General features: G+C 46.2%; 22 protein-coding genes. 8 read left to right on the forward strand and 14 right to left on the reverse strand.

The genetic code is table 11. From position 1 onward, the window contains the following. The first annotated feature begins 28 nt into the window (after nucleotides 1-28). From KYK27_RS17175 to KYK27_RS17185, 3 genes are read left to right on the forward strand one after another with little or no spacing between them, the layout of a single operon-like run. Nucleotides 29-1,150, forward strand: coding sequence for a type III polyketide synthase (locus KYK27_RS17175; protein ID WP_199111539.1), 1,122 nt, complete (start codon nucleotides 29-31; stop codon nucleotides 1,148-1,150). Next, entirely contained in the window at nucleotides 1,131-1,850 is a 720-nt protein-coding gene (locus KYK27_RS17180; protein ID WP_199111540.1) for a methyltransferase domain-containing protein, read from the forward strand. The genes KYK27_RS17175 and KYK27_RS17180 overlap by 20 nt, the downstream gene beginning before the upstream one ends. Before the next feature lie 23 nt (nucleotides 1,851-1,873). Continuing rightward, nucleotides 1,874-2,086, forward strand: coding sequence for a hypothetical protein (locus KYK27_RS17185; protein ID WP_199111541.1), 213 nt, complete (start codon nucleotides 1,874-1,876; stop codon nucleotides 2,084-2,086). A gap of 59 nt (nucleotides 2,087-2,145) precedes the next feature. On the opposite strand, the gene KYK27_RS17190 is transcribed toward KYK27_RS17185, so the two are convergent. The 14 genes from KYK27_RS17190 to KYK27_RS17255 all read right to left on the reverse strand — a co-directional run bounded on the left by KYK27_RS17190 (nucleotide 2,146) and on the right by KYK27_RS17255 (nucleotide 15,322). After that, a complete protein-coding gene (locus KYK27_RS17190) occupies nucleotides 2,146-3,183 on the reverse strand; it encodes an RluA family pseudouridine synthase (protein ID WP_199111542.1) in 1,038 nt (345 codons plus the stop codon). A gap of 83 nt (nucleotides 3,184-3,266) precedes the next feature. Next, a complete protein-coding gene (locus KYK27_RS17195) occupies nucleotides 3,267-3,890 on the reverse strand; it encodes an OmpH family outer membrane protein (RefSeq protein ID WP_199111543.1) in 624 nt (207 codons plus the stop codon). Between the two features lie 30 nt (nucleotides 3,891-3,920). Beyond that, nucleotides 3,921-4,583: an OmpH family outer membrane protein gene (locus KYK27_RS17200; protein WP_199111544.1), complete on the reverse strand. Its 663-nt coding sequence runs from the start codon at nucleotides 4,581-4,583 to the stop codon at nucleotides 3,921-3,923. A gap of 15 nt (nucleotides 4,584-4,598) precedes the next feature. Next, the gene (bamA, locus tag KYK27_RS17205) at nucleotides 4,599-7,082 is read right to left on the reverse strand and encodes an outer membrane protein assembly factor BamA (RefSeq protein WP_199111545.1); all 2,484 of its coding nucleotides are present in this window, start codon (nucleotides 7,080-7,082) and stop codon (nucleotides 4,599-4,601) included. Between the two features lie 7 nt (nucleotides 7,083-7,089). Next, nucleotides 7,090-7,833, reverse strand: a complete 744-nt coding sequence (locus KYK27_RS17210; protein ID WP_199111546.1) for an isoprenyl transferase — start codon at nucleotides 7,831-7,833, stop codon at nucleotides 7,090-7,092. 60 nt (nucleotides 7,834-7,893) lie between these two features. Next, the gene (locus KYK27_RS17215; protein ID WP_199111547.1) at nucleotides 7,894-8,661 is read right to left on the reverse strand and encodes a DUF6089 family protein; all 768 of its coding nucleotides are present in this window, start codon (nucleotides 8,659-8,661) and stop codon (nucleotides 7,894-7,896) included. Between the two features lie 48 nt (nucleotides 8,662-8,709). Beyond that, nucleotides 8,710-9,708 (reverse strand): DUF6089 family protein, encoded by a 999-nt coding sequence (locus KYK27_RS17220; RefSeq protein ID WP_199111548.1) that lies wholly within the window; start codon nucleotides 9,706-9,708, stop codon nucleotides 8,710-8,712. Nucleotides 9,709-9,824: 116 nt separating this feature from the next. Then, nucleotides 9,825-10,712, reverse strand: coding sequence for an NAD kinase (locus KYK27_RS17225; RefSeq protein ID WP_199111549.1), 888 nt, complete (start codon nucleotides 10,710-10,712; stop codon nucleotides 9,825-9,827). 10 nt (nucleotides 10,713-10,722) lie between these two features. After that, nucleotides 10,723-12,108 (reverse strand): POTRA domain-containing protein, encoded by a 1,386-nt coding sequence (locus KYK27_RS17230; RefSeq protein ID WP_317195951.1) that lies wholly within the window; start codon nucleotides 12,106-12,108, stop codon nucleotides 10,723-10,725. A 3-nt stretch (nucleotides 12,109-12,111) separates the two neighbouring features. Further along, nucleotides 12,112-12,777: a CBS domain-containing protein gene (locus tag KYK27_RS17235; protein WP_199111550.1), complete on the reverse strand. Its 666-nt coding sequence runs from the start codon at nucleotides 12,775-12,777 to the stop codon at nucleotides 12,112-12,114. Then, on the reverse strand, nucleotides 12,774-13,547 hold the full coding sequence (locus KYK27_RS17240; RefSeq protein ID WP_199111551.1) for an alpha/beta fold hydrolase: 774 nt from the start codon (nucleotides 13,545-13,547) through the stop codon (nucleotides 12,774-12,776). The genes KYK27_RS17235 and KYK27_RS17240 overlap by 4 nt, the downstream gene beginning before the upstream one ends. Before the next feature lie 32 nt (nucleotides 13,548-13,579). After that, nucleotides 13,580-14,149, reverse strand: a complete 570-nt coding sequence (locus KYK27_RS17245; protein ID WP_199111552.1) for an anthranilate synthase component II — start codon at nucleotides 14,147-14,149, stop codon at nucleotides 13,580-13,582. 61 nt (nucleotides 14,150-14,210) lie between these two features. Then, nucleotides 14,211-14,729, reverse strand: coding sequence for a CvpA family protein (locus KYK27_RS17250; protein WP_199111553.1), 519 nt, complete (start codon nucleotides 14,727-14,729; stop codon nucleotides 14,211-14,213). Nucleotides 14,730-14,860: 131 nt separating this feature from the next. Next, nucleotides 14,861-15,322, reverse strand: a complete 462-nt coding sequence (locus KYK27_RS17255) for a GatB/YqeY domain-containing protein (RefSeq protein ID WP_199111554.1) — start codon at nucleotides 15,320-15,322, stop codon at nucleotides 14,861-14,863. Nucleotides 15,323-15,491: 169 nt separating this feature from the next. Here KYK27_RS17255 and KYK27_RS17260 point away from each other — a divergent pair, with 169 nt between their 5' ends. From KYK27_RS17260 to KYK27_RS17280, 5 genes are all read left to right on the forward strand, one after another. Continuing rightward, nucleotides 15,492-16,205, forward strand: coding sequence for a pyridoxine 5'-phosphate synthase (locus KYK27_RS17260; protein WP_199111555.1), 714 nt, complete (start codon nucleotides 15,492-15,494; stop codon nucleotides 16,203-16,205). 6 nt (nucleotides 16,206-16,211) lie between these two features. Next, the gene (mnmH, locus tag KYK27_RS17265) at nucleotides 16,212-17,240 is read left to right on the forward strand and encodes a tRNA 2-selenouridine(34) synthase MnmH (protein WP_199111556.1); all 1,029 of its coding nucleotides are present in this window, start codon (nucleotides 16,212-16,214) and stop codon (nucleotides 17,238-17,240) included. A 2-nt stretch (nucleotides 17,241-17,242) separates the two neighbouring features. After that, nucleotides 17,243-18,295 carry a selenide, water dikinase SelD gene (gene selD / locus KYK27_RS17270; RefSeq protein WP_199111557.1) on the forward strand — a complete coding sequence of 351 codons (1,053 nt, stop codon included), beginning with the start codon at nucleotides 17,243-17,245 and terminating at the stop codon, nucleotides 18,293-18,295. A 69-nt stretch (nucleotides 18,296-18,364) separates the two neighbouring features. Then, a complete protein-coding gene (locus tag KYK27_RS17275; protein ID WP_199111558.1) occupies nucleotides 18,365-19,135 on the forward strand; it encodes an alpha/beta fold hydrolase in 771 nt (256 codons plus the stop codon). Nucleotides 19,136-19,223: 88 nt separating this feature from the next. Next, the gene (locus tag KYK27_RS17280) at nucleotides 19,224-19,940 is read left to right on the forward strand and encodes an SAM-dependent methyltransferase (RefSeq protein ID WP_199111559.1); all 717 of its coding nucleotides are present in this window, start codon (nucleotides 19,224-19,226) and stop codon (nucleotides 19,938-19,940) included. Nucleotides 19,941-20,333 lie beyond the last annotated feature (393 nt).

The raw sequence follows: 20,333 nt of genomic DNA on the forward strand, positions 1-20,333 counted from the left end.
ATACATATATCCTTCACCACATACCTGTATGAAAAGCTACATTTGCGCCATCGGAACGGCTAACCCTCCACATGTAATACCGCAGATGCAGGTAGCTGATTTTATGGCCAGTGCCTTGCAGTTCGATGAACAGGATACCCGCAAGCTAAAGGCGCTTTACCGCGTATCGGGCATTGGGCAGCGCTATAGCGTATTGCAGGATTATACCCGCCAGAACGGAGATTTCACGTTTTACCCAAATACCCCAACCTTAGCTCCTTTCCCGACAGTGCAGCAGCGCATGGATGTATACAAACACCACGCTGTGGATTTGTCTGAAAAGGCGGTACGTAACTGTTTAGAACAAACCCCAACTATAGTTCTCTCCGACATTACTCACCTGGTAACTGTTAGCTGTACCGGTATGTATGCACCCGGCCTGGATATTGAACTGGTGGAGCGACTTGAATTACCTGCCACTGTGCAGCGCACTGCTGTCAACTTCATGGGTTGCTATGCTGCCTTCAATGCCATAAAACTTGCCGATGCCATCTGCAAAGCTGATCCGGATGCCAATGTATTGCTGGTTTGTACTGAGATCTGCACTATCCATTTCCAGAACAACCCAGAGGAGGATCATCTTATATCGAATGCGTTGTTCGGAGATGGCGCTGCCGCTGTGCTGATGCAGGGTAAACCATGTAAAGAAATGAGCCTAGAACTACAGTCTTTCCACTGCGACCTGGCTCCGGCAGGCAAACGTGATATGGCGTGGCACATTGGCAATACAGGCTTCGAGATGACGCTTTCCTCCTACGTACCTGACCTCATTAAATCAGGCATAAAACAACTGACCGACAGTTTACTGCACGGCCTGAAAACCACTTTATCAGAAGTTAAACTATTTGCCATTCACCCTGGTGGCCGCCGCATTCTGGAGGTGATAGAACAGGAACTGGGCATGACCCGCAACGATAACCGCTATGCCTACCAGGTGCTCCGCGATTTCGGAAATATGTCGTCGGCTACGGTATTATTTGTGTTAAAGGCACTGATGGATAACCTGACACGGGAGGAGAAAGATGAGCCTGTGCTGAGCTTTGCTTTCGGCCCCGGCTTGACCCTGGAATCGATGTTGCTAAAGGTACACTATGCTGGCGCTGCGGAGTAACCAACCCGAGTTAATGGATGATCTTACCCTTGCCGGGGAGGAGTTGAGCAAAAATCTGCGTGAGCTGGAGATAATAAACAACTGGCTGGGTGGCCATAAAGTAGTGCTGGATGCCCTGGATAAGCTGACCGCCAACTATAAAAACCAAACCATAACGATAGCTGATATCGGGTGCGGCGGCGGCGACACACTGACAACTATAGCCAAGTGGGCAAACCGTAAAAACATAGCTGTGCAGCTAACTGGAATAGATGCCAACGATTTTATGGTAACCTATGCACGCCAGCATTGCCAGAACTATAGTAACATAACTATAGCCCAGCACGACGTTTTCTCATCAGCGTTTGCCCGACAACAGTACGATATTATAGTTTGCAGCCTCTTTTGCCATCATTTTACCGACGAGCAGCTGGTACAGCTTTTCCGGCAACTATACAGCCAGGCACGCACAGCCGTTATAGTGAATGACCTGCATCGCCACTGGTTTGCTTATTACTCCATCAAGTATATTACAAAGCTGTTTTCAGGATCGAGGTTAGTGCAGAACGATGCGCCCCTCTCGGTATGGCGGGCTTTTAAAAGAAGTGAATTACAGCAGCTAATGGCTCAGGCAGGTATTACCAACTATAGTTTGCGCTGGATGTGGGCTTTCAGATGGCAACTCGTGCTGAACAAACCAAACCCAGAAACTCAAGTATAAACTATAAACCAACCCCCTTACACATGAGCCGGCAAAGCATCAACTTCTGGGTACTTTTCACCATCTCCATCATCCTCTCCGCAATTGTTATCTCCGTTTTTGTAAAAGCGCTGAAAGTTATTTTGATGGTGATCCTGATTCTTGCCTTAGCTCCTATCATTTACCTGGTCCTACGCCTCATCATTCCCGGCCAGAAAACCATTGACGAAAACGACAAGCTGAAGAAGCGGCATTAAACGTTAATTGTTGATTGGCTATAGTTGATTGTTATCTGGCCTATAGCTACAACTATAGTTTAGGCCTCATTCTCATACAACTCCCATTTCTCCAGTACAGCTACAAAATCCTCGGGAAGGTCGGAGTTAAAATGCAGCTCCTGTTTAGTTACCGGATGAATAAAACCAAGTGATTTGGCGTGCAATGCTTGGCGTGGCATCAGTTTCATGGCATTATCTACAAAAGCCTTGTAAGATCCTACCGGAGAGCCATACACAATTTTATCGCCGCCATAGGTAGCATCCGAGAAAAGCGGGTGTCCGATGTATTTCATGTGTGCGCGTATCTGGTGCGTTCTGCCAGTCTCGAGGTTACATTGCACCAGCGATACATACTTAAAGCGTCTGAGCACCTTATAATGCGTAACAGCATGCTTGCCGTAAGAACCATCCGGGTAAACGGTCATCACTTTACGGTCTTTGGCGCTACGTCCAACGTGCCCGGTTATAGTGCCAGAATCTGACTTCGGTATTCCCCACACCAGGGCATAGTAAGTTCGCTCTATGGTATGGTTATAAAACTGCTTCGCCAGGAAAGCCATGGCATACTCGGTTTTAGCAATTACCAGCAAGCCCGAAGTATCTTTATCGATGCGGTGCACCAGCCCCGGGCGGCCTTCGCCGTTACGGGCTGTCGGCAGGTTTTGCAGGTAATAGGTAAGGGCATTAACCAGCGTGCCTGTCCAGTTGTTATAAGCAGGATGCACCACCATACCGGCAGCTTTGTTTAACAGTAGCAGCTCTTCATCTTCGTAAACTATAGTTAGCGGAATATCCTCCGGTACAATATCCGTATCACGCGGAGGTTCAGCCAGCGTTATAGTTATTACATCCAGCGGCTTTACCTTATAACTGACCTTAACCGGCTTGTCGTTTACCTGCACCGATTCTGCCCGGATAGCCTCCTGCAGTTTGTTGCGGGTAACATTGGCCAGCCGGTCCATCAGAAATTTATCGATTCGCAGCAGCGCCTGCCCTTTATCCACTACAATGCGATGGTGCTCGTATAGTTCGTCCGAATCTTCTGCGGTTATATCCTGTTCTTCGTAATCTGCCACGGGTATGTGTTACTATAGACTATAAATAAAAAGAAAGCCGAAGTTTATCACATCGGCTTTCAAAACTATAAGAAAATACGTTATTAGTTTTTCTTCTTGTTGTTAGATTTTGCTGGTGTTTTAGCAGGAGCCTTAGCTGGCGTAGTTGCTGGTTTAGCAGCAGCTGGCTCAGGCGTAGCTTTTACTTTAGTTGGGTCAACACCTAATTTCTTAAGTACAAGCGGAGAGATATCTCCATCCTCAGGACCTGCCAGTAATGCCTGGTTGCTGATCACGTAAGTATAACCGTTCTCTTTTGCTACATCTTTAATAGCCTTGTCGATCTTAGCAATAACCGGGTCAACTAAAGACTTCTCTTTTTGCTGTAAAGACTGCTGCGCGTTACGCTGGAACTCCTGGATAGAAGTGTTCAGGTTCATCAGCTCTTTTTCTTTGTCTTCGCGGATAGTTTTATCCATAGTAGCAGCACCTTTTTCGTAAGCCTGCAGTTTGCTTTCGTAGTCTGCGTACTTTCCTTTCAGCTGGTTCTCAAGTTGAGTGCTGTGGTCTTTAAGCGACGACTCTATCTGCTTGCTTTCAGGAAGCTGCAGTAAAATGTATTCAACGTTAGTATAACCAATCTTCAGGGGCTGGTCGCTGCTCTGTGCGAAAGACGCAAAGCTGATCAGTAAAAACGCTACTACTAAGGTTTTGATTTTGTTCATCATTGGTTGGTTAATTAATAATAAGTATAAAGGTTAGTTGTTAGGCTTCTTTTTGGTTGCCGGCTTTTTGGGTTGCGCTGCCGGCTGCGGTTCTTCCTGTTGTTCTTCTCCTACTGCCGGCAAATCATCCGTTTTCTCTTTCAGAGCATCCGCAGGCTGCTTGCCTTTTGTATTTGCTTTATCTGATGCCAGGCCCAGTTCTTCCAACACATACTCGGTATAGTCGTGTACCGGGTTTGTATAGATCATGACTAGGTCTCCGGACTTATCAAACATGATTGCAATCTGCTTTGCCTTGGATACTTTCTCAACAGCTGTAAAAACCTCATCCTGTATCGGGCGCATCAGGTCCTGGCGGCGTTTAAACATCATGCCTTCGTAGCCAAAAACCTTGCGCTGGTAATCCCGCACTTCGGTTTCTTTCTTGCTGATCTCGGCCTGGCGCTTCTTCTTCATTTCTTCGGTAAGAAGCACTTCTTCGGCGCGGTAGTCCTGCTTTAGTCTATCAGCCTGTTGCTGCAGTACCTCAATCTCTTTTTGCCAGGTTTCAGCATAGTTGTCCATCTCCTGCTGCACTTTGTTGTAAGCAGGCATTTTGCTAAGTATAAAGTTCGAATCAATATACCCAATCTTCTGAGCATTGGAAATATGCGTCAGAAAAAAGCCTGCTAAAAAGATGAACAAAAGTTTCTTCATACTGATTCCTTTTAATTAGCGCAGCTGCTGGCCAATAATAAAGTGGAACATACCTGGTTTTGCATCCGGCTGGCCCGGTATATCATCCAGTCTCCAGCCATAGTCAAAGCCTAACAGGCCAAACGCCGGCATAAATATTCTAGCACCTACACCCACCGAACGGTACAACTTGAACGGGTTATAGTTCTCGTAAGAGCCAAAGTTGTTACCTGCCTCTAAAAACGCTAAACCATAAATAGTTGCAGCCGGACTAGGTGATATCAGCTGACGCATCTCTATTACAAACTTGTTATACGCAATACCACCTGCCTGTAACAGGTTAGGGTCGTTCTCATTTACAACACTTTCGTCGTCATAACCGCGTAAACCAATGTACTCTGTACCAACAAACACGTTACCGCCACCAAGGCCTGCACCACCCAGCTTAAAGCGCTCAAACGGACCTATAGTTGCATCTGAACTATACTTGCCCAGGAAACCAAAGTGTGCTCTTGTGTTCAATACCAATTTCCCTGCCAAGTTTATGAAATACGATGCATCGAACATCCATTTGTTGAATTCGATGTACTCATACTTACCTGCATCCTCTTTAAACAGCGAATAAGGTGGTGTTAAATTTACGCTTAACGATAGCTGCGAACCACGTGTCGGGAACGTTGGGTTATCTATACTATAGCGTGATAGTGTGTTTATAAAGGATATACTGTTTGAGTTACCGTCTGTAAAATCACGGAACAGCTGCTGATAGTTGTTAAGTGTATAGCGGCTATAAGATAAAGAGTGGCTGATGTTGAAATAGTTATCAGGCCACTGCAGTCTTCTGCCAAGCGTAACAGACGCTCCGTTCACATCCAGCTTCGACTCTTCTTCCATGATAGCCGGACGGCGGTAAACTGTTTTAAATAAGCTTACCGATAAAGAGTTTGGTCTGCGGCCACCTAACCATGGTTCAGTAAATGACAGTGAGTAAGACTGGTAGTACTTACCATTCGCCTGCAGGTTCAGAGACAGTCTCTGTCCGTCACCGCTAGGTACCGGTGTCCACTCATCCAGATCCCAGAATTTACGGGTAGAGAAGTTGTTAAGTGTTAAACCAACGGTACCAACGGCACCAATAGGTCCACCCCAACCACCTGATAAACTGATCTGGTCGTTTGGTCTCTCCACAACTGAGTAATGAATATCAACGGTACCGTCTGCCTGATTCGGGATTGGCTGCAACCCTATGTTCTCAGGGTCGAAGTAACCTAAAGCTGCCAGTTCGTTTCTTGTTCTGATCAGGTCTTCGCGGCTATACTTTTCGCCAGGCAACGTACGTAATTCTCTGCGTATTACGTGCTCGCTGGTTTTCGTATTTCCGGTAACAACCACATTTTTTATAGTTGCCTGCGGGCCTTCGTACACACGCATTTCCAGGTCTATCGAGTCACCTTCCACACGTACCTCAACCGGGTCGATGCTCTGGAAAAGGTAACCGTCGTTCTGGTAAAGTGCTGACACGTCTATTCCGGTCGGGTTAAAGGTAAGGCGCTTATCCAGTTCCTGGCGGTTGTATACATCTCCTTTTTGAATACCCAGCACTTTGCTCAGGTACTCGTCATTATACAGGTAGTTGCCTTTCCAGGTAATGTTACGATAGTAATAGCGGTTGCCTTCATCTACTGTTATTCTGATGCCCAGCCTGTCATCGCTTATTCTGTAAACAGAGTCAGAAACTATAATCGCATCGCGGTAGCCTTCTGAGTTATAAAAATCAAGCAGTAGTTGCTTGTCGTTCTCGTATTCAGAGCGTTGGAATTTAGAAGATGAAAGGATATTACGAATGCTTTTCTCCTTCGTCTTCTTCATCTGCTTTTCCAGTTTTCTGTCTTTAAAAGCTTCGTTGCCAACTATATCAATTTCGCCGATCTTTACTTTATCTCCTTTGTCGATCTTGATGTTAAGCACTACGCTGTTAGGCAGAAGCGAATCCGGACGCTGGGTCATGCTGATCTTCGCATTCAGGTAGCTCTTCTCAGCAAAGTAATTTTTGATTACAGTACGGGTGCTGTTCAGGGTTGCATCGTTTACAGTTCTTCCGCGTTGCAGGCTTATTTTTTCGGTCAGGGCTTCCTGCTGCGACTTATTTATTCCGGAGAAAGTGAAGCGGGAAAGACGCGGACGCTCCTTCAGGTGGAAATCCAGGAATATCTGGTCGCCCTCTATTTTAGAGATGCTAACATCTACGTCGCCAATAATACCTTGCGCCCACAGTTTCTGGATGGCCTGGCTGATATCTTCGCCTGGTACTGTGATCTTATCGCCAACCTGCAGGCCTGTAACACCAATGAGGGCATTCGAATCTAAGAAGTTGGCTCCACTTACAGTAATGCCGCCTATCCTGTACTCGCGCGGCTGCATGTAATCAACAGGGTTTGTCTGCGTAGCTTTGTTAAGAACTTGGGAAGAGGCTGTGCCTGCCAGAAGCAGGAAAAACAGCACCCAGATGCATCTTGTCATTAATATTTTACTTGATTAGTTGTTCACTGGTCTTTCCGAAGCGTCTTTCGCGACGTTGGTAAGATATTATTGCTTCGTATAAGTGCTCCTTCCGGAAATCCGGCCAAAGCAACTCTGTTATGTATAGTTCAGTATAAGCTAACTGCCACAATAAAAAATTACTGATGCGCATTTCGCCACTGGTACGTATAAGCAGCTCCGGGTCTGGCATACCAGCCGTTCCCAGGCTATCAGCTATCATGCTTTCCGAGATATCTGCGGCCTTCAGCTCGCCTTGCTCTACTTTTGTTGCCAGCTTGCGCATAGCCTGCGTTAGTTCCCAGCGGCCACTATAGCTAAGTGCCAGAACCAACGTCATACGCGAATTACCGCTTGTCATTTCTACAGCTTCCGCAAGCTCCTGCTGGCAGCTTGCCGGCAGACTTTGCGTATCACCTATAGTTTGTAAGCGTATGTTATTCTTGTTCAGTGTGGCAGTTTCCTTCCGGATTGTAGTCACCAGTAGCTGCATTAGCGCAGATACCTCACTGGCTGGCCTGGACCAGTTCTCTGTTGAAAAAGCGTATAAGGTAAGATACTGTACTCCAAGTTCGGCGGCGGCCTCTACTGTTTCGCGCACAGCTGTGATAGCATTCTTGTGCCCGAAAATGCGTAAGCCCCCTCTTTGCTTAGCCCAGCGCCCGTTACCGTCCATTATAACGGCAATGTGCCTGGGTAAATTGTTTATATCTACTTTCTCCTTAAGCTCCATTTAACCACAATTTCCTTGCAAGTTACAAAAAGCAAGATAATTTAATTAAAAATTAAATGGCTAATCTAATATACCGGGCTGGCGTCTGTATGGTGGTGGGCAATTTGCTCTGTAAAAAGTGTAAGAAAGACTGATACCGTTATAGTAGTACCAGTCTTTATCGTAGGGGTTGGCCACATGCTTTCCGTCCGCTTCTGACAGAAAATCCATGTTATCATTAAAGAGAATGCGTGTACCAAACTCCAGACCAAGGTTCCAGTGCTTGCTCAGGGCATATTTTATACCCACGCCAAAAGGCACGCTTACTGTAAGATCTGTATCGAAAGGTTTGTCTAGGCTCGGCAGGCTTGGGTTATCTGTTGTAAGTTTCTTATTGTAGATGAGCCCGGCAAAACCGGCAAAGAAGTAAGGTGATATCCGTACTTTTTGCGAAAGGTCATAATAGTCGAGGAAGTTATACTCCATCACCAGCGACACTTCGGCTAAGCTCAGCCGTAGTTCTGCCTGCCTGTAGTCTGGCAGCGGCAGATCCTGCACATCATCGCCTATCGTATTATCATCCGCAATACGATGGCTGAGCATAATGCCGCCTCTTGCAGTAAACGTGTTGGTAAGGTCTCTGCGGTAAAAAACAGTGAGCGCCGGCTGATTATTCAGGAAACGGTATTCCGGGGCAAGTTCACCCTTATAGTTGGCACCGCCAATACCTACTCCTATCTCGCTGGTAGATACTTTATACTGGGCGTGCGCTTGTGTGCTAAAAAAAGCACTCCCTATTTGCAGCATTACACAAACAAGGAGTGCTAGTTGGATTCTATGTAAAGTCATGTATTCGCTAAACAGAGTTTAGGTAACAACGCACAGTACTGTGTTCTATTATCTAAACTTAGGGCTTCTGATTCTTGGTGTTAAAATATAGTTAATGTTTACGCCCGAAACGATGTACCAGTCTTTATCTGTTTTGTCGCCCCGGCGTGCGTTTGCAGATGTTCCGTATCCACTTAAGTGTTGATATGGTGTTCCGCTCGGGTCAGGAACCGGTATAAATTCTCCTTCCGCACTACGGTCAGAGAAAATAGCTGACGCTGGTCTGTTAGGGCTGTTATTAGCTGAGCTTAACAACGTAGATTTATCAACATAAGAAGAACTTGCGTCATCCAGGTAATCTGTAAATGTTTTTCTCCAGCCTACCTCAAAGCTCACATCCCAGTATCGGTCTACTTTGTAGCGTACGCCTAAACCAAACGGAATAGAAACCTGAACGCGTTTATAGGGCTCAGGGTTATCTCCTCCGTCTACATGTTGTCCCTCAGTACCCAGTGGCTGTAACTCGTACCAGCCTGTTGGTATGTCATCACCTGCTGCTAAGCCAGGGTGTGAGCCTGTTTCATAATATGCTTTTGGGTTGTGGTGCAATACAGCTACACCCACAAATCCGTAAGGCACAAAATCAGGACGACGACGGTACGTCTGGCGGTTCTCGAAAAGGTCAACTATAGCAACTGCGCTCAGCTCTTTTATATCGTTACGGAAAGACAGGTTACGTCTGTAACGGCCTGCGTTTTCAGATTCGTTAAGAGCAGCACTTTTTATATCATCTCCGATTATACGCCCCCAGTGAAAGCTACCACGCACCGATATGCGCGGAAAGTACCGATACGTATAACTAATGCCAATGTTTGGTCTTGTTGATTTAAAGCGAAGGCTGGTAAAATCCGGCTCCGGTACAATATCTCCGAAGTAGTTCATTGCCCCAAGGTGCACTCCAACAGATGCGTACCGCTTCCTCAGCGTAAAGCGTTGAGCTTCTGCATCTGTAGACACTAAGGTCATGGTAATAGTAAGCAGCAGAACAAGGGTACAAAGTTTTCTCATATGAATAAATGCTATGTGAGTGCCTGTTACTTACAGATACCTCTCCTCAAGTTATAAAGACAAAAATAAAGATTATGTATTATTAAAGAAATAATATTACATATATTTAATCTGCATCACTTTTGGAAGAGATTTCTGTTATCCATACCCCAATTGAGTTTGCTGCGAAGCGTAGATAAAAAGTTAACATGATGTAACTTAACTAATCTTGCCACGAAGTTCTCCCTGCGTACTGCTAACTGAACATTCATATCAACAGGCACCGACCTGGAATCGAGAGAGGCAAGGTAGCTGCTGCTGCGGCCTTCCACTTCAAAAGAGATCACGCTCCTGTCTGATACTATCATTGGCCGCACATTCAGGTTGTGCGGACATACGGGTGAAATGATAAAATTGTTGGTTTGTGGCAGTACTAAGGGACCTCCGGCGCTTAGCGAGTAACCCGTAGACCCGGTAGGTGTAGCTACCACTAATCCATCGGCCCAGTAAGAGTTCAGATATTCACCATCAATATACGTATGTACCGCAATCATAGATGAACTATCACGTTTTAGTACGCTAAACTCATTTAATCCGAAGTTAATGCCATCAAAAACCTCCTGATCGGAATCTACACGTATCAGGGCGCGGTCGTCCAGCGTGTAATGGCCTTTGTAAAGTGCATCTATGGCCACGTTAATACTGTCGTGCGAAATGGTTGCTAAAAAACCTAAGCGACCGGTATTAATACCCAGTATCGGAATCTGCTGTGCCCCCACATAAGTGACTGTATCCAGCAGGGTACCATCGCCACCTATGCTTAGTACTACATCCACTCCTGTCAGATCATCGCCACGTTTAAAGGTAGGTATGTCGTTAGGTATTTGCAGGGTATTCTGGAGGTATAGTTGGAAGTGCTCTACCAGCATAATATCGGTATTGCGGCGCAACAGCTCATCAAATAGTTTTTGAATGAATGGTGCGATTCGTTCGCTGAATGGTTTTCCGAGTATAGCAATCTTCATAAGCAGGTCTTTAAAAAGGATACCCCATGTTCAGGTATAGGCCACGGTTGCCTTCGCGGTTGGCCGTGTACTCGCCGCGCAGCACAATATCGTAAAATGTTACCACATGTAACCCAATACCACCACCAAGCAGCAGCCGGTTTGTTAAAGGATTCCGGGCTTCGTAAGTGTTATCTATTGTATAACCGGCATCTGTAAAAGCGTTCAGGTACAGGGCTAATGGGATCGTATTCAACTTCGGGTTACGGATAAAATTCAGGCGGATACTCTTCAGGTTTAGCAACTCTTTTGAAAGCCCCTGTTTGAAAAGCCCGTAATGCTGCCCGCCCACCACATATAATTCGTAGCCCCGCACCAGCGACCTGTACCCCAGCGCGGTATTATCGGTAACGGCAAAGTTGCTGCCCAGCCTTGCCTGCGCCTCTACGCCTACACTGTAATAAAAATTTCGGGGCAGTGCGCTATAGTTTACATACTTGGCGCGGGCAGTGGTAAAGCCCGTGCCGGTATTGTTCAGGAAAAACGCATGCCCTACGCCAATATCAAAGTAACTACCGCTTAAAGGGTAGGCAAACGTGTTTCGCTGGTTTATTACACGGGTAAGGTCTACCCGGATATAGTTTCGGTTGGTATAAGGGGTATTAAAATAATCGGGATTGAGCTCCGGTATGGTATCAGAAACCTCTTCGTGGTAATACGAAAGCCGGAGCGCTGATTGCCGCTGCACACTTTGCCTGTGAATAATGGCGGCACCTACACCTGTGCGCTTTATCGGCATGCCATCTTCCTGCTCATAAAAATACTGGCGGTTATTACGGATATCGTAATTTATCGTGTGGCTCCGGTAATCGGCTGCGCTAACTTCATAACCCAGATTCCGGCTACCAGCCAGGTACGGAACCCGGTAAGACAGTTCTATACGGCGGTTAAAGCCATGCTGTAATCGTAACCGGACATCTTCGTTTCGACCTCTGAAGTTTCGACGTGTCAGCACAAAACCATAATCTATACGGCGCAGGTCTTTTTTCTCGAGCCAGGCATTAAAGTTACGGTCAGCAAAATCTAAAATGGGAATGGGATAGAAATAGAAACGCTCCTGTACCTGGTATGTAACTATAAGCTGGCCTGCATCGCAGGTATAACTATAGTTTACTGAATTAAATAAGCGGAGATTATAGATGCGTTTTCGGTTTTCTTCGAGCAGGTTCTCGAGTTGTGTGGTCTCAACAGAATCACCGATGGCAAAAGTTAGCTCACGGAGCAGTACAAAGTCTTTCGTGGTTTCGTTGCCCTGCAGCTGTACATCCTGTATAACTATAACCGGAACCGCACACGGCGATGCACCTGCAACTATACAGCTAAACAGCAGACCAAGAAGCAGACCCCAACGCAGCACCGGTTATATGTCCAGGTACTTAAATAACATATCCAGCCGGTCTTTGCCAACATCAAATGTGCTGCTATCATGAAACTGGGCGGTAATACGGTATTCGAAGCGCTCGAGTGTTGTTATGATGCGGGAAAGGTCAGTAGCGTTTAGTTTAAGGGTAAGCTTAATACTGTACGGATCAAGCTCGTCAGGCGAAACATAGGCGCTCAGGATCTTGGTGTTCTCTTCTTCTATCAGGCGGCTGATCTGGCTCAGCGAGTAGTCGCGCTCCGGCATGCTCAGCACCAGTATACTGCCGTGCCCCTGCAATGCCGACATTTGCCCGAAAGCAGCCAGTGTATCGTTTATCGTAATAATACCCATGTACTCCTGCATTTCATCGAGCACCGGCACTACCTGCGTTTTGTTTTTAATGGCTGCCTCCATCACATCATAAAAATGCTGAAAGTGCATTACATGCACATCCTGGTGTTCCAGCTCAACATCCTTCAGGGTTTGGTTTCTGTCTGTGAGGTCTACTAAACTAAGCTCGGTAGCCATGCCCATGTATTTGCGGTTACTTACCACGGGCAGATCATTTACACGGAACTCATCCATCCAGCGCAAAGCTTTCTCTACGGTATCATAGAGCTTAAGCGGTGGTATCATTTGGTTGATGAGTTCTTCTGCGATCATGTAGTTTGTTCTACGGTAGTTTTACTTAAAAACTTCTCTAAAATACTATTAAACTTCTCCGGATGTTCCATCATTGGCGCGTGGCCACACTTATCTATAAAATATAATTCGGAGTTTGTCATCAGCCGGTTAAACTCATGCGCTACGAGTGGCGGAGTAATAGTATCATTTAGTCCCCAGATTAACAGGGTAGGCACTTTAATGTTTGTAATATCTTTAGCCATGTTGTGGCGCTGCGCCGATTTAGCTATGGCTATAATACGCAAACACTTGGCATTGCTGTTCGTGATGTTAAAAACTTCGTCTACCAGTTCTTTCGTTGCCGTCTCAGGACTATAGAAGGTATATCCAACACGCTCTTTTACATACTCATAGTTACCACGCTTTGGAAACGAGCCGCCCATAGAGTCTTCGAACAAACCAGAGCTACCGGTAAGCACCAGACGTTTTACTTTAGCCGGATTATTTAAGGTATACACCAGTGCTACGTGGCCACCCAGCGAATTGCCTAACAAAGTAAGGTTATCCAGCTTTTTAAACTTCACAAAGTCTTCCACAAAGTTCATTAAGCCAGGTACACCAGCTTTATGCAGGGCCATTTCGTAAATGGGCATAAGCGGAATAACCACGCGGTAATTCTTTGAGAAATGATCTACGACGCCTTTCCAGTTGCTGAGAGCTCCAAACAGTCCGTGCAGTAATAACAGCACTTCTCCCTGGCCTTCATCTATATACTGAAACTCGCCTTCTTGTCTGATTTGTAGATCCATAAATAAGGGTAAACTAAACAGAAAAATATAATTTATACTGCAATATTAGCAATAGTAAGCCAATTTTGTAGCATTTCGAGACCATAAGTAGTAAGTGCCGCCTCCGGATGGAATTGTAACGCATACAATGGCAACGAGTTATGCTTAAATGCCATAAGTTCATGATTTGCCGTATGTGCCAGCGGAACTATAGTTGGGGGCGTATGTCGCAGCACCAGCGAATGATACCGTACCACTTCCATCTTTTCCGGCAGGTTTTTAAAGATCGGATCAGGCTCGCAAATGATTTCGGATATCTTACCGTGCATCGGCCTTTCGCCCTTTTCCAGCTTTGCCCCAAAGAACTCGCCCAGCGCCTGGTGTCCCAGGCAAATACCCAGCATCGGAACGCGCTCATGGTATTCTTGTATCACCTCCATCAGTACGCCTGCTCTCTTCGGCGTGCCCGGCCCCGGCGACAAAACTATAGCTTCTATAGGCAATTGCTTTATTTCAGACAACGGCACATCGTTCCGAACCACATGCGCTTCTACTCCCAACTGGCCGAAATAGTCTACCAGGTTATAGGTAAACGAATCAAAGTTATCGAGCAGGAGAAGCATGGGTTGAATGAAATGTCTGGTTAGTTATTTATAACTTATACTTCTTTAGCATAACCTATAGTTAAAAGAATCCTTTCAACGACTCAATCAGCGTTTTCACAAACGGCAACACGTAACCCAGGATATCCAGCGCATAAGGAGTGGTTTTGAGCACAACCGGGTAAACTATAGATTCAGAAGCCGTTTCGGCAGTGATGCTGATGCCGGCCATATCAGAAACGTAGAGCAACAAACTAATAGCGAAGCACCACTTGATAGCACCCAACACAGCTCCCAGGAAATTATCAAAAAAGCCGAAGGGCGTAAAGTCGATGATCTTTTTCAGGATGAAGCCAAGCAGGTAAACTATAAGTATGATCCCGATAAAAACGAGCAGGAATGTAAGATAAGGTAGCACGCCGCCTACATCACCAACAAAATCCCGAACTATAGGCAGGGCCACATTCAGAAATTTGAGTCCGCCAAGTATAGCCACTACCAGCGCCAGCAAGGATACCAGCTCTAACAGCAGGCCTTTGCGGTAGCCCATAAACGCGCCAAACAGGATCGGGATCAGCAGGAAATAATCGAAGGTACTCATGCCTGTAAACTATAGCTAAAAATTAAAAAGCGCTGCTGCACAGGTATAGAGCCCATGCAGCAGCGCTAAGATAACTATAATCAGTATAGTGCACCAACTATAAATCAGTGCAAAACTACCCGGTATGCTAATTAAAAATCGGTATTGTTAAGCAAAGCGCCTACCGCCGAAGAGATAGCGCGTCCATCGGCCTGGCCAGCCAGTTCTTTAGAGGCTACGCCCATTACACGACCCAGATCAGAAGGACCGGTTGCACCTACACGTTGAATGATTTCCAGTAATCTGGCTCGCAGATCACCTTCTCCCAGCTGTTTCGGCAGATATTCTTCTATCACGGCCAGTTCGCCAATCTCAATCTGTGCCAGGTCTTCGCGATTTTGCTGCGTATATACTTCCGCCGATTCGCGGCGCTGTTTTGCTGCTTTCGTCAGCAGTTTTAGTTCAGTATCCTGGGTTAAGCCTTCGCCGCCACCTTTTTCGGTTTCGGCCAGCAGTATCAGCGATTTTATACTTCTTAAAGCCTGTAAGCGTGGTTTATCTCTTGCCAGCATGGCCTGCTTTATGTCGCTTTCTACTCTTTCTTTTAAGGTCATAGTTTTTAATCGTTTATAGTATGTATCAGCACAAGGAGTTATGCTACTTCTACGGAGCTTTTGCAGTTACGGCAAAGAACCATGCATAACATCTTATTTAAATTTCCATTAATTTAGTCATCTCGTTTATAATAACTATAGCCGCAACTATAAGCGGCAAATAAACAACATGACCAAACTGAGTGTAAATATAAACAAAATAGCCACGCTTCGGAATGCCCGTGGCGGCGACAGGCCCAATGTAGTGCAGGCAGCAAAGGATTGCGAGCGCTTCGGAGCGCAAGGCATAACTGTGCACCCGCGCCCTGATGAGCGCCATATCCGCTACCAGGATGTATATGACCTGAAGTCAATTGTTACTACCGAATTTAACATAGAGGGCAACCCGACTCCTGATTTCCTGAAGCTGGTTAAAGAGGTGAAACCAGAGCAGGTTACTTTGGTGCCCGATGCACCGGATGCCATTACCTCCAACGCTGGTTGGGATACTATTAAGCACAAAGATTTTCTGACCAATATTATCTCAGAAATGAAAAGCCTGGGAATACGTACTTCAATTTTCGTGGACCCGGCGGAAAGCATGATTGAAGGTGCTGCTATAGTTGGAACTGACCGCGTAGAACTATACACCGAAGATTACGCCCGTCAGTATCATACCAACCGCGAAGCTGCTCTTGCGCCTTATGTAAAAGCAGCCGCTAAAGCACAGGAATACGGCATTGGCCTAAACGCTGGCCACGACCTGGACCTGGACAACCTGAAATACCTGAAGGATAATGTGCCCGGCTTGCTGGAAGTAAGTATAGGTCACGCCCTGATCTGCGACGCGTTATACTATGGCCTGGAAAACACGATACAATTATACCTGCGCCAGCTTAAATAAGCCATTTTGATAAACCAGGTAACTATCGAAGAATTTCTGCAGAAGGCTGAAAACCTGCCTGTGCTGGACGCGCGTGCACCCAAAGAGTACCAGGCTGGCCATATCCTGCAGGCGCAAAGCTTTCCTATTTTTACAGATGAAGAGCGTGCTATAGTTGGAACATCTTATAAGCAGCAAGGCCATGACCCGGCGGTGCTGCTAGGGCTGGATTTATTCGGGCCAAAGATGTCTGAGTTTGTAAAAGAAGCTACCAGAATTGCCCCTGATAAAGAAGTACTGCTGCATTGCTGGCGCGGTGGTATGCGAAGCGGTGCCATGGCCTGGCTCCTGAGCTTTGCCGGTTTTAAAATACATTTGCTGCAGGGCGGCTACAAGGCTTACCGGCATTTTATACAGGAGCAGTTCGCTAAACCCTGGCCTATAGTTGTTCTCAGCGGCTTTACAGGCAGCGGCAAAACGGATATCCTGCCTTATCTGCAGCAACACGGCCAGCGAACTATAGATCTGGAGGGGCTGGCAAACCACAAAGGCTCCGCTTTCGGCAGTATAGGCATGCCCGCACAGCCAACTACTGAACACTTCGAGAACCTGCTTGGCTCCGAACTTTTAAAACTAAATGCGCAGCAGGCGGTTTGGTTTGAAGATGAGGGCATGACGATTGGCCGCATAAAGATGCCTCACGAATTATTTATCAACATGCAACAGCGACCAACTATAGTTATAGATGTACCTAAGCAGTTGCGCGTCCGGAAGCTGGCCCACGAATACTGCCGCACCGATCAGGCTATACTGGAGGCATCAATACTTAAAATTAAAAAACGCCTGGGCGGCTTAGCCACGCAGGAAGCACTGGACGCCATTGCAACCGGCGATATGGAAAAGATGGTAGAGATCGCGCTCACGTATTACGACAAAGCGTATCATTACCAGCTTAAACCAAAGCAACAGGTGCTTACCTTGCCCTTGCAAACTATAGATCCGGAAGAAAGCGCACAGCAGATAATAACTTTCGCTAAAACCAACAACCTGATTTAACCATGGAAGAGATAACCGAACAAACTATAAAACTTACCCAATACAGTCATGGCGCCGGTTGTGGCTGCAAAATTGCCCCAAAGGTTTTAGATGCTATCCTTCACTCTGATATCACGTACCCTGAAAACGATAAGCTGCTGGTAGGCAACAGTTCGCGCGACGATGCGGCTGTGTATGACATTGGCAATGGCCGCGCTGTTATCAGCACCACCGACTTTTTTATGCCAATCGTAGATGATGCGTATGATTTTGGTCGTATTGCGTCTGCCAATGCTATTTCGGATGTGTATGCGATGGGCGGTTCTCCGATGATGGCCATTGCAGTGTTGGGTTGGCCGATAGATAAACTGGCCCCAGAAGTTGCCAAACGTGTAATAGAAGGCAGCCGCAGCATTTGCCACGAAGCAGGAATTCCCTTAGCAGGCGGGCACAGCATCGATAGCCCTGAGCCAATTTTCGGGCTGGCTGTAACCGGCATGCTCGACATACCGAACCTGAAACGCAATGATACTGCCACTGCAGGCTGCGAACTATACTTAACCAAACCAATTGGCGTAGGCATTCTTACCACCGCTCAGAAAAAAGCTATACTTAAACCAGAGCATGCTCAGATAGCGCCGCAGCAAATGATGCAATTGAACAAGATCGGCGCTGAGTTAGGCAAATTGTCCCAGGTAAAGGCCATGACCGATGTAACCGGTTTCGGGCTGATGGGTCACTTATCAGAAATGTGCGAAGGAAGCAACTTAATGGCAGAAGTATACTTTGATAAAGTGCCGGTAATACCGGAAGCACTGGAATACCTGGCACAAAAAGCCATTCCCGGCGGCACACACCGCAACTTCGACAGCTACGGCCACAAACTCGCCGACCTTACGCCCGACCAGAAGCACCTGCTCTGCGACCCTCAAACGAGCGGAGGCTTATTGGTAGCTGTTGATCCTGCGGGTCGTGATGAAGTTCTGGCAATTTTCAGAAAGTATAATCTAGAACTACAGCCCTTAGGGGTTTTAAAAGAACGAGGCGCTGAAGAGAAACTGATAAGAGTAGTTTAGCTTTTTACTACCTACTACCGTAAGCGGATAAACTGATATCTATTTACTATTAACTGATACCTGAGAGTAATGAAACTACACTATAAAGAAATGGGCCATGGTCAGCCGCTGCTTATCCTGCACGGTTTATTTGGCACATTAGACAATTGGCAGACATTAGCAAAACGTCTTGCAGAGCATTACAACGTATTTTTGATAGACCTTCGTAATCATGGCCGCTCTCCACACAGCGACCAGCACGATTATGATGCTATGGCAGCTGATGTGCTGGAGCTAGTAGATGATCTGCAGATTCCGACGCCAGCTATTATGGGTCATTCTATGGGAGGGAAGGTAGCTATGAATTATGCGCTTAAATACCCTACCCGCATCACCAAACTTATAGTAGTAGACATTGCTCCCAAAGCATACCCGCCACATCATGACGAAATAATAGACGCCTTGCAGTCTGTTGATCTAAGCACTGTCACCAGTCGTGGTGAAGTTGATGCACAATTAGCTAAAGGCATAAAAGAAGACGAAGTGCGCCTTTTCCTGATGAAGAACCTGTACCGCAAAGATGACAATACATTTGGCTGGCGAATGAACCTGGATGTAATTGAGAAGAACTATGAGAAGGTAGCAACGGAGATAACATCAGAGGTGCCTTTCAAGAAGCATACACTATTTATAAAAGGAGGCCGCTCAAGATATATTAAGCCGGAAGATGTATATGGCTCTATCGAACACCTGTTTACATTAGTACAGGTAGAAACAATTCCTGATGCCGGTCATTGGGTTCACGCAGAAGCGCCAGATCAAGTATACGACTTGGTAACAACTTTCCTGAGCACTGAGTAATTAATCTTGCCCATTTGCAAAAGCTGCCCTTGCAATGCACTGGCAGCTTTTCTGTTTTTATCTCCGTTATAGTTTATACTTTTACCCCATGAAGAAGACAGGTAACCTATATTTAATCCCAACTATACTTGCAGAAGGCACAGCTGATCAGGTCATTTCTCCACAAGTAAAGGACACCGTTCGTCACCTTACATACTTTATAGTTGAGAACTTGCGCACTGCTCGTCGTTATGTAAAAATGATATGCCCGGAGTTAGTAATCGAAGAGCTCAACTTTGTGCAGATAGATAAAGATGCGACACCAGCTCAGGTGCAGGCGGCTTTAAAACCACTCATTGATAAGAGTATAGATGCTGGTATTATTTCGGAAGCTGGGTGCCCGGGCATAGCCGACCCAGGGGCTGAAGTGGTGAAATATGCACACCAAAAAGATATTAAAGTAATACCTTTTGCAGGACCGTCGGCTATACTTCTGAGTTTAATGGCCAGTGGATTTAACGGTCAGCAATTCGCCTTTCATGGATACTTGCCTATTGATAAAAGCCCTCGCCTACAAGCTCTGAGACAACTGGAAAAAGAAATGCAGCAGCGCAACCAAACCCAGATCTTTATGGAAACTCCTTACAGAAACAACAAGCTCCTAGAAGATCTGCTCAGTACTTTACACCCTGATACGAAACTATGTATTGCAGCTAATATTACTTCCCCTGAACATGAGTTTATTCAGACTAAAACTATACAGCAGTGGAAAGGAAAGCTACCAGACATTCATAAACAACCTGCAGTGTTCCTGATCTATAAATAGAGTGAAACTTTATAAACAGTAGTTTCGAAATTTTAACATTCTAAATCCAACTAAGAAGCCTTTGCACTCTCAGCAAGGGCTTTTTAGAGAACGGCATTTCCATTCACTAGCTAGCCGCTTTTATCCAGGAAGTCAAGTAACCTTTTAATTATCAGTAGCTTGCAACCCTTCATAGTTCTCACTGCAATGAGCTTCTGCTACCTCTACTGGCAACATTGCTCTGGCTACTTCGGATGCCCATTCATCAATTCTCCCGCTCGTCCCCTTCCCATCTGCCTAAAACGCAAAAGCCCTGTCCTCTTGCGAAGGACAGGGCTTAGATAGGGTTGGCGGCCACCTACTCTCCCAGGTGTGACCCCAGTACCATCGGCGCGTCCGGGCTTAACTTCTCTG

Origin of the sequence: Pontibacter populi (genome assembly GCF_019336435.1) — a bacterium.
GTDB classification, from domain to species: domain Bacteria; phylum Bacteroidota; class Bacteroidia; order Cytophagales; family Hymenobacteraceae; genus Pontibacter; species Pontibacter humidus.